This window comes from Amaricoccus sp. (assembly GCF_036846665.1).
GTDB lineage: Bacteria > Pseudomonadota > Alphaproteobacteria > Rhodobacterales > Rhodobacteraceae > Amaricoccus.
The window spans coordinates 1-9,077 of record NZ_DAIUBO010000159.1; the positions used below are offsets into that span (position 1 = coordinate 1).

Annotated in this window: 9 protein-coding genes; 7 read left to right on the forward strand and 2 right to left on the reverse strand. The window is 70.3% G+C overall.

What is annotated here, in order from left to right; all coding sequences use genetic code 11:
- The 6 genes from V7050_RS14530 to V7050_RS14555 all read left to right on the forward strand — a co-directional run.
- Positions 1-1,373, forward strand: a 1,373-nt coding sequence (locus V7050_RS14530; RefSeq protein ID WP_324410719.1) for an alanine racemase, incomplete at its 5' end; no start/stop codon positions are given.
- Positions 1,370-2,320 (forward strand): agmatinase, encoded by a 951-nt coding sequence (gene speB / locus V7050_RS14535; protein WP_324365448.1) that lies wholly within the window; start codon positions 1,370-1,372, stop codon positions 2,318-2,320. The genes V7050_RS14530 and speB, both read left to right, overlap by 4 nt.
- Positions 2,321-2,331: 11 nt before the next feature.
- Positions 2,332-2,682, forward strand: a complete 351-nt coding sequence (locus tag V7050_RS14540; protein WP_324365447.1) for a RidA family protein — start codon at positions 2,332-2,334, stop codon at positions 2,680-2,682.
- Between the two features lie 29 nt (positions 2,683-2,711).
- Positions 2,712-4,304, forward strand: coding sequence for a 5-guanidino-2-oxopentanoate decarboxylase (locus V7050_RS14545; protein WP_324365446.1), 1,593 nt, complete (start codon positions 2,712-2,714; stop codon positions 4,302-4,304).
- Positions 4,301-5,770, forward strand: coding sequence for an aldehyde dehydrogenase family protein (locus tag V7050_RS14550; RefSeq protein WP_324365445.1), 1,470 nt, complete (start codon positions 4,301-4,303; stop codon positions 5,768-5,770). The genes V7050_RS14545 and V7050_RS14550 overlap by 4 nt, the downstream gene beginning before the upstream one ends.
- Positions 5,767-7,011 (forward strand): D-amino acid dehydrogenase, encoded by a 1,245-nt coding sequence (locus V7050_RS14555; RefSeq protein ID WP_324365444.1) that lies wholly within the window; start codon positions 5,767-5,769, stop codon positions 7,009-7,011. The genes V7050_RS14550 and V7050_RS14555 overlap by 4 nt, the downstream gene beginning before the upstream one ends.
- A 55-nt stretch (positions 7,012-7,066) precedes the next feature.
- Here V7050_RS14555 and V7050_RS14560 read toward each other — a convergent pair whose 3' ends face one another.
- Positions 7,067-7,411 (reverse strand): hypothetical protein, encoded by a 345-nt coding sequence (locus tag V7050_RS14560; RefSeq protein ID WP_324365443.1) that lies wholly within the window; start codon positions 7,409-7,411, stop codon positions 7,067-7,069.
- A 121-nt stretch (positions 7,412-7,532) separates the two neighbouring features.
- Here V7050_RS14560 and V7050_RS14565 point away from each other — a divergent pair, with 121 nt between their 5' ends.
- Positions 7,533-8,576, forward strand: a complete 1,044-nt coding sequence (locus tag V7050_RS14565; RefSeq protein ID WP_324365442.1) for a C45 family peptidase — start codon at positions 7,533-7,535, stop codon at positions 8,574-8,576.
- Between the two features lie 30 nt (positions 8,577-8,606).
- Here V7050_RS14565 and V7050_RS14570 read toward each other — a convergent pair.
- On the reverse strand, positions 8,607-9,077 hold a 471-nt coding region (locus tag V7050_RS14570), incomplete at its 5' end, for a cupin domain-containing protein (RefSeq protein WP_324410721.1).

Sequence of the window (9,077 nt, forward strand, 5' to 3'; positions counted from 1 at the left end):
TGATGCTGGAGATGGGCGACCGGCGCGAGGGCGTGTCGGCGGAGGAGCTGATGCCGCTCTGCGAGCTGGTGCTGGAATCGCCCGGCCTGCGGCTGGCGGGGCTCGGGGCCAACTTCATGTGCGCCAGCGGCGTGCTCCCGACCATGCAGAAGCTCGAGGCGCTCGCCGCCCATGTCGAGGCGGTAGAGGCGCGTTTCGGCGTGCGGCTCGACACGGTGTCGGGGGGCAATTCCGCCAATCTGCCGCTGATGGAGCAGGCGGCCATGCCCGCGCGCATCAACCAGCTCCGGATCGGCGCCGCCATCCTGCGGGGCGAGAATTCGATCACCGGCGATACCCTGCCCTGGCTGCGCGGCGACGCCTTCGCGCTCGAGGCGGAGCTGGTCGAGATCAAGACCAAGCACTCGCTGCCCGAGGGCGAGACCGGGCGCGACGCCTTCGGCATGGTCAAGACCTTCGTCGACCGCGGCGAGCGGGTGCGCGGCATCGTCAATCTCGGGCGCGTCGACATGCGTCCCGAGGGCCTGACCGCCCGCGATCCCGACGTCGAGATCACCACCGCCTCCAGCGACCACCTGATCGTCGATCTGACCGGGTCGAAGCGCTTCGCGGTCGGCGACCCGATCCGCTTCGACATGGACTACGGCGCGCTGGTGCAGGCGTTCCTCTCGCCTTACGTCGAGAAGCATCTCGTCGGCCGCGAGAAGATCGCGCCGCGGCCGACCCGGCTTCGGCTCTTCGCCCCGGAAGCGCTCGCCGCGCGGCCAGAGACGGCGGCCTTCCTCGCCGAGGTCCGCGATGTGGGGCTCGTGACCGCCACGGACGCCGCGACCGGTCCGGGCGACCTGCCGCTCTGGATCTGCGCCAGCCGCACCGAGACCTGGGAGAGCATCACCACCGGGATCAGCGACCGCGCCGAGCTCGGGCTCCTGTGGTGCGATTCCGAACTCGGCCCGGCCGCCGCCGCCGAACCCGAATCGCTGGCCCTGGTCGGCCTGCGCACCGCGACGCGCGAGGAATCCGAACTTATCCGGCGGCGCGACGTCCTGGCGCTGACCATGGAGGACATCGACCTCGTCGGCATCCGCGAGGCGATGCGCCGCGCGCTGCAACGGGTCACGGTGCTCTCCGACGGCTTCGCGCTGGTGCTCGACGCCTCGGTCGGTCGCGGCATGGAGCCGGACGAGCTCGAGGCGGGCCTCAGCTACCGCGAATGCTCGACCGCGATGGAGCTGGTCGCCGCGAGCGGGGGCCTCAAGGCGCTCGCGCTGACCGGATTCGACGCCGACGCCAGCCCGTCGGCCCTGAAGGCCGCCTACGGCTATCTGCTCAGTGCGCTGGGCAAGCGCATCCTCAGGGGGGAAAAGCGATGACGGAACTCAACCAGCCGCTCGGCGGCAATGCGATGCCGCGCTTCGGTGGCCCCGGCACGATGATGCGCCTTCCCGCCGCGGCGACGGCCGAGGGGCTCGACGTCGCCTTCGTCGGGGTGCCCTTCGACATCGGCACCTCCAACCGCTCGGGCACGCGCATGGGGCCGCGCCAGATCCGGCAGGAATCCTGCATGGTGCGGCCCTACAACATGGCGACGCGGGCCGCGCCCTTCGATTCGCTGCAGGTCGCCGACATCGGCGACGTGGCGATCAACACCTTCAACATCTTCGATTCGATGCGCATCATCGAGGAGGCCTATGACGCCATCCTCGCCCATGGCGCGAAGCCGCTGACCATCGGCGGCGACCATACCATCCCGCTGCCGATCCTGCGCGCGCTGCACAAGGTGCACGGGCCGGTGGGCCTGATCCACGTCGACGCCCATGCCGACGTCAACGAGGCGATGTTCGGCGAGCCGATCGCCCACGGCACTCCCTTCCGCCGCGCCATCGAGGAAGGGCTGATCGACCCGCGGCGCATGGTCCAGATCGGGCTGCGCGGCTCGGGCTACACCGCCGAGGATTTCGACTGGGCCGCCGCGCTCGGCGTCCGTGTCGTGCCGGCCGAGGAATGCTGGCACCGCTCGCTGAGCCCGCTGATGGCCGAGGTCCGTGCCCAGCTCGGCGAAGGCCCGGTCTATCTCACCTTCGACATCGACGCCCTCGATCCGGCGCATGCCCCCGGCACCGGCACTCCGGAGATCGGCGGGCTGACCTCCGTCCAGGGGCTGGAGATCATCCGCGGCTGCCGCGGCCTCAACCTCGTCGGCGGCGACTGCGTCGAGGTCTCGCCGCCCTACGACCCTTCCGGCAATACCGCGATCACCGCGGCGTTCCTGCTCTTCGAGATGCTCTGCGTGATGCCGGGCGTCCAGTACCGCACCTGAAAGGAGATCCCATGTCCATCGAACGCATCGACAGCGGCCCCCGCATGAGCCAGGTGGTCGTGGTCGGCGACCTCGTCTTCACCGCCGGCCAGGTCGCACATGAGAACGCCGGCCGCGACGTCGGGAGCCAGACCCGCGAGATCCTCGAGGGGATCGACGCGCTTCTGGCCAAGGCCGGCAGCGACAAGTCCAAGGTCGTCTCTGTGAACATCTGGCTCGCCGCGATCGGCGATTTCGACGCCATGAACGTCGTCTACGACGCCTGGGTCGACAAGGCGAATCCGCCGGTGCGGGCCTGCGTCGAGGCGCGGCTGGCCGGCAGCGAGTTCGCCGTCGAGATCGCGGCGATCGCGCAGCGCTGACCGGCGCCGGCAAGAAAGGGGGGACGGCAATGAAAACCTGCGGCGAGGTGCTGGTCGAGATCCTGGAATCCTACGGGATCGACACCGTGTTCGGCATTCCGGGCGTGCACACGGTCGAACTCTACCGCGGGCTGCCCAACACCGCCATCCGACACATCACCCCGCGCCACGAACAGGGCGCGGGCTTCATGGCCGACGGCTACGCGCGCGCCTCCGGCCGGCCGGCGGCCTGCTTCATCATATCCGGCCCCGGCATGACCAACATCCTGACCGCCATGGGCCAGGCCTATTCCGATTCGATCCCGATGCTGGTGATCTCCAGCGTCAACACCACCAACGAGCTCGGCATGGGCGAGGGGCGCCTGCACGAGCTGCCCGACCAGAGCGCCATGGTCCGCGGCGTCTCGGTCTTCAGCCACCGCCTGCTGCGCGCCGCCGAGCTGCCTTCCGTCATCGCCCGCGCCTTCGCGGTCTTCGACAGCGCCCGGCCTGGCCCGGTGCATATCGAGCTGCCGCTCGACGTCATCACCGCGCCGGCCGACGAGCTCTCGCGCACCGCCCACCGCACCCGCAGCCGCCCCGGCCCCGATCCCGAGGCCATCGCCCGCGCCGCCGAGCTGCTGCGCGGCGCCCGGGCGCCATTCGTGGTGCTGGGCGGCGGCACCGCCGATGCGGCGGAGGCGGCGCGCGCCCTCGTCGAGCGACTTGGCGCACCGACGGCGCTCACCATCAACGCCAAGGGCGTGCTGCCCCCGGACCACCCGCTCAGCCTCGGCTCGATGCTGCCGCTGCCGCCGATCCTCGCGGCGCTGCAGGCGGCCGACGTGGTGCTGGCGGTCGGCACCGAGCTCGGCGAGACCGATACCCTTCTCTTCGACAGCGCACTCGCGCTCACCGGCAAGCTGATCCGCATCGACATCGAGGCCGAGCAGCTGACCCGCAACGCCCTGCCCGAGATCGCGATCTGCTCGGACGCCGGGGCGGCGCTCCTGGCGCTGCACGCCGCCCTCGACACCGCCCGCGCCCCCACGGAGGCGCCCGGGCAGCTGCGCGCGGCGGCCGACGCGGAACTCCGCGAAGACTATCGCCGGCACGGCCGCTTCCTCGATGCAGTCGCCGAGGCACTGCCCGGCGTCGTCATCGCCGGCGATTCGACCCAGCCGGTCTATGGCGGCAACCTCACCTATGCCCCGGCCGGGCCGCGGTCGTGGTTCAATTCCTCCACCGGCTACGGCACGCTCGGCTATGGCCTGCCGGCGGCCTTCGGCGCCAAGCTCGCCCGGCCCGACGCGCCCGTGGTGGCGCTGATCGGCGACGGCGGCATCCAGTTCACCCTGCCCGAGCTCGCGACCGCGGCCGAGCTGGGCCTGCCGGTGCCGATCCTGCTCTGGAACAACCAGGGCTATGGCGAGATCAAGCAATACATGGCCGATCGCGACATTCCCCAGATCGGTGTCGACATCTACACTCCCGACTTCCAGACCATCGCCAAGGGCTTCGGCTGCCACGCGCTGAAGGTCGAGAGCTTCGCGCAGCTCGCCGAGGCCCTGCGTACCGCGGTCCGGGCCGATCGGCCGACGGTGATCGAGATCGACGACGCGGCGGTGCGGGGCTGGTCATGAGCCTCGATGCGCTGATCGACCGACCGGCGAGCCTCTTCGTCAACGGCGCCTTCCGCGCCGCGCGCGGCGCCGAGCGGCTGAGCGTGGTCGACCCCTCGACCGGCACGCCCTTCGCCGAGATCGCCTGCGCCGATGCGGCCGATGTCGAGGCCGCCGTCGCCGCCGCCGCCGCCGCCTTCCCGTCCTGGGCGCGGCTTCCCGGCGCCGAGCGCGGCACCTTCATGCGCGCCTTCGCCGAGGGGCTGCGGCGCCGCGCCGAGGAGCTCGCGCAGCTGCAGATGCGCAACAACGGCAAGCCGCGCGCCGAAGCCGAGATCGACGTGGGCGACGCGGTGGCCACCTTCGAGTATTACGCCGGCCTCGCCGAAGAGCTCGACGCGCGCCAGGGCACGCCGGTGCCGATGCCGGACCCGGCCTTCGCCGGCAAGACCCGGTTCGAGCCGGTCGGGCCGGTGGGCATGATCGTCCCCTGGAACTTCCCGCTGGTCACCAGCGCCTGGAAGATCGCGCCGGCGCTGGCGGCCGGCTGCACCGTGGTGCTCAAGACCTCGGAGTTCACGCCGCTGATCGAACTCGCTTACGGCGACATCGCGCTCGAGGCCGAGCTGCCGGCCGGCGTGCTCAACTTCGTCACCGGCGCGGCCGAGGCCGGCGCGGCGCTGACCCGCGACCGGCGCCTGCGAAAGCTCTCCTTCACCGGCTCGAACCTCGTCGGCGCCAAGGTGATGGGGGCGGCGGCCGCGTGCTGCCTGCCGGTCTCGCTCGAGCTCGGGGGCAAGTCGCCGATCGTGGTCTTCGCCGACGCCGATCTCGACCACGCCGTCGACTGCATCGCCGGCGGCATCTTCTTCAACGCCGGGCAGATGTGCTCTGCGACCTCGCGGCTGATCGTCGAGGCGAGCGTCGCCCCGGCGCTGCTGGACCGGCTGGCGGCGCGCGCGAAGGGCCTGCGCGTCGGGGCGCCGCTCGCCGGCGACCCCGAGATGGGGCCGCTCACCACCCTGCCGCAGTTCGAGAAGGTGCAGCGCTTCCTCGACCAGGCCCGCGCCGAGCGGCTGGAGCCGCTGGCCGGCGGCGAGGCGGGCAGCGACGGCGGCGGCTTCTTCGTTGAGCCGAGTATCTTTGCCGACGTGCCGACCGCGAGCTTTCTCTGGCGCGAGGAGATCTTCGGGCCGGTGCTGGCGGTGCGCAGCTTCCGCACCGAGGCCGAGGCGATCGAGATGGCCAACGACAGCGACTACGGCCTCGTCGCCACCATCGTCAGCGGCGACCCCGACCGCGCCGAGCGCGTGGCCGCCCGCATCGACGCCGGCCATGTCTGGATCAATTCGCTCCAGGTGATCTATCCCAACACCGCCTGGGGCGGCTTCAAGGCCAGCGGCATCGGCCGCGAGCTCGGCCCCTGGGGGCTGAGCGCCTTCCTCGGGGTCAAGCACCTCACCATCGCGCAGGGAGAAGCCTCGTGAAGGTCGCGGTCCTCGGTGCGGGCGTCGTCGGCGTCGCCACCGCCTATTACCTGGCCAGGGACGGCCATGAGGTCGTGCTGATCGAACGCCGCGCCAAGGCCGCCGAAGAGGCGAGCTTCGGCAACGGCGGCCTCGTCAGCCCGTCCGACTCCTATGCCTGGGCCTCGCCCGACGCCCTGAGGATGGCGCTGAAGTCGCTCTACCGCTCCGATCTCGGGATCAAGTACCGCCTCCGGCTCGACCCGCGGCTCTGGGTCTGGTCGGTGCAGTTCCTCACCCAATGCACCAGCGCCGCGGCCTATCGCAACACGCTGGTCAAGCTGCGGCTGATCTCCTACTCCAAGGATTGCCTGAACCGCCTCGTCGAGGAGACGGGCATCGACTACGACGGCCGCTCCCAGGGGATCCTCTATTATTTCCGGTCGAAGGACGGGCTGAAGGCCGCCTCCCACCACATGGGCATCCTGCGCGACCAGGGCCTGCGCATCGAGACGGTCGAGCGCGACCGCATGCTCGAACTCGAGCCGGTGATGGAACGTGCACCGGAAGTCGCCGGCGGCATCTATTCGCCGGACTGCCAGACCGGCGACAGCCACAAGTTTTCCAACAACCTCGCCGAATGGTGCAGGACCCAAAAGGGCGCCACACTCTTCTACGACGCCCCGATCCGCCGGCTGATCGTCGAGGGCGACCGGGTGGTGCGGGTCCAGACCGACCGCGGCGAGGTGGCCGCCGATGCCTTCGTGCTGGCGGCCGGGTCGGAGAGCGCGCTCATCGCCGGCGAGATCGGGGTGCGGCTGCCGATCTACCCGGTCAAGGGCTTCTCGATCACCGCGCCGCTCACCCGACCCGAGGCCGGTCCGCACATGGGGCTGGTCGACGAGGATCTGCTGGTCGCCATGTCGCCCTTCGGCGGGCGGCTGCGCGCCGCCTCCTCGGCGGTCTTCGCCGGCTACGACTACGGCCACCGGCCGAAGGACTTCCGCTCGATCCACGCGATCACCGAAACCCTCTACGGCGATGCCGTCGACCAGTCCCGGATCGTCTACTGGACGGGTCTGCGCCCGATGACCCCGAGCTCGGTGCCGATCCTCGGTCCCTCGCGCTATGGCAACCTCTTCCTGAACGTCGGCCACGGCCATGTCGGCTGGTCCATGGCCTGCGGATCCGGTCGCTTCGTCGCCGACCAGATCGCCGGCCGTCAGCCCGAGATCGATACGGACGGTCTGCTGGCAGTCTGAACGGGCGGGCAAGCGGTGCGCTCCCCTGCCTCGACGGCGCGCCCGGGCCTGCCCCTCACTTTATCGAGATGCGGGTGGGGCCGCCGCCCGAGCCGGCGGGCTCGATGTCGTTGCGCACGGCGAAGGCGCTAAACCCCATGCTCCGCAGCCAGCGTTCCAGCCGGTCGAGGCTGGTCCATTCGCGCCTGAGACCCCGGGCGCTCTCGATCTGCGCCCATTGCCCGTCGACGAACAGATAGGCGGTCCAGGTGTTCGGGTTGCGCGAGGCATCCGCGAACCCGCCCGCCTCCACGTTCCGCTCGGTCCGGATGGCGACGGGAATGTCGTTGATCCGGTATTGCGCCCGGAGCTTCTCTATATCGCTCTGGCGGATCGTCGCCGTCGGTTGCAGATTGGTCATGGCGATGCCGCTTGACACGGGGGAGCCGGTGAAGCAACGTCAACACTATGATCCATAGTGTAGCGCGATGTCATCCCTCCCCGGATTGTTCGACCCAAGCAGGGTACATGGACTGCGAGAGATGACCAGCCTGTCCTTCCGTTTTCTCGATGAAGACGCGCCCGGTGCGGCGTGGCGGGAGATCGTCGGCCATGGCTGGCCCGGCTGGCGCGAATGGTTCACGGCCCGGAATGGCGAAGATGGTCCGAACGCAAGGGCCTGCCGCCGGGCGATCCGGCGGCACCTGCCCGGGTTCGAGCGACTGCTGGACGACCTCGTCGAGAAGGCCGGCGGCGACGAGCTGTTGGCGCGGTTCCTCACCTTCTGGACGCCGCCGCGCTACCTGGTGAACTGCACGCAACTCGCGCTGTCGGACGCGGAAGGGCCGCTGCTCATCCGTAACTACGACCTCGATCCCGGGCTGAACGAATCGACCATGTTCCGGTCCGGCTGGCTCGGCCGGCAGGTGGTCGGCATGGTCGAGGCGCTGGCGGGGCTGTCGGACGGGATGAACGCCCATGGACTTGCCGCCTCGCTGACCTTCGGCGGCCGGGTGGCGGGCGGGCGCGGGTTCGGCATCCCGCTGGTCATCCGCTACCTGCTGCAATTCTGCCGCGACACCCAGGACGCGCTGAGCGTGCTGCGCGATCTGCCCATCCACATGTCCTACAACGTCACCCTGATCGACCCCGGTGGCGAAGTCGCGACGGTGATGCTCTCGCCCGACCGCCCGCCGATCGTCAGTCGCCAGCCCTGGGCGACCAACCACCAGCTCGGGGTCGAGTGGCCGCACCACGGGCGCATGACGCGCACCCTCGAACGGGCGGAGACGCTGGATCACCTGCTCGCCCGCAAGGTTCCCCACGAGCATGAGCTGAAGAGGCTGTTCCTCACCGCACCGCTCTTCTCGCCCCGCTATTCGCGCGGCTTCGGCACCGTCTTCACGACGCTCTACCGCCCCGCCGACCGTCGCGTGGAGATCGGATGGAGCGACGGCACCTTCGTCGGCTGGGACCTCGTCGCCCCGCCGCCCGCCCCCGTCCATGTGACCTATTCCGCCAGCGGCTCCAGGGTTCGGGCGGCCGAACGGGCCGCGCCGGCGTCAGCGGGTCAGTCGGCATCCTGACATGCGCTTGGTCCGCGCGACGGCGCCGGGCTAGAGATAGGGCGGCGTGCAGGCCGAGATCACGGTGGCGGGCCGATCAGACAGGTTGCGGAACCGGTGCGGCACCGAGGAGGAGAAGAGATAGCTGTCGCCGGCCTTCAGGACCTTCGCCTGCGCGCCGACCGTCACCTCGATCTCGCCCGCGACGACGATGCCGCCCTCGGAGCCGAAATGTTCCAGCATGACATGGCCGGTGTCGGCGCCGGGGTCGTAGGTCTCGTGCAGGATCTGCAGGTTGTGGCGCTTCGCATCGCCGACCTGGCGGAGCGCCACCTTGCCGCCCGAGGGGCGCTTGTGGCTGAAGAGCAGCGAGGTCAGGTCCCGGGTTTCGGTGGGCGAAAAGAAGACCTGGTCCGAGGCGGGGCTGTCGGGCTCGAAGAACTCCGACATGCTGATTCCGAGGCCGCACAATATCTTGCGCAGCGACGAGACCGAAGGGCTGCTCCGGTTGGTCTCGATCAT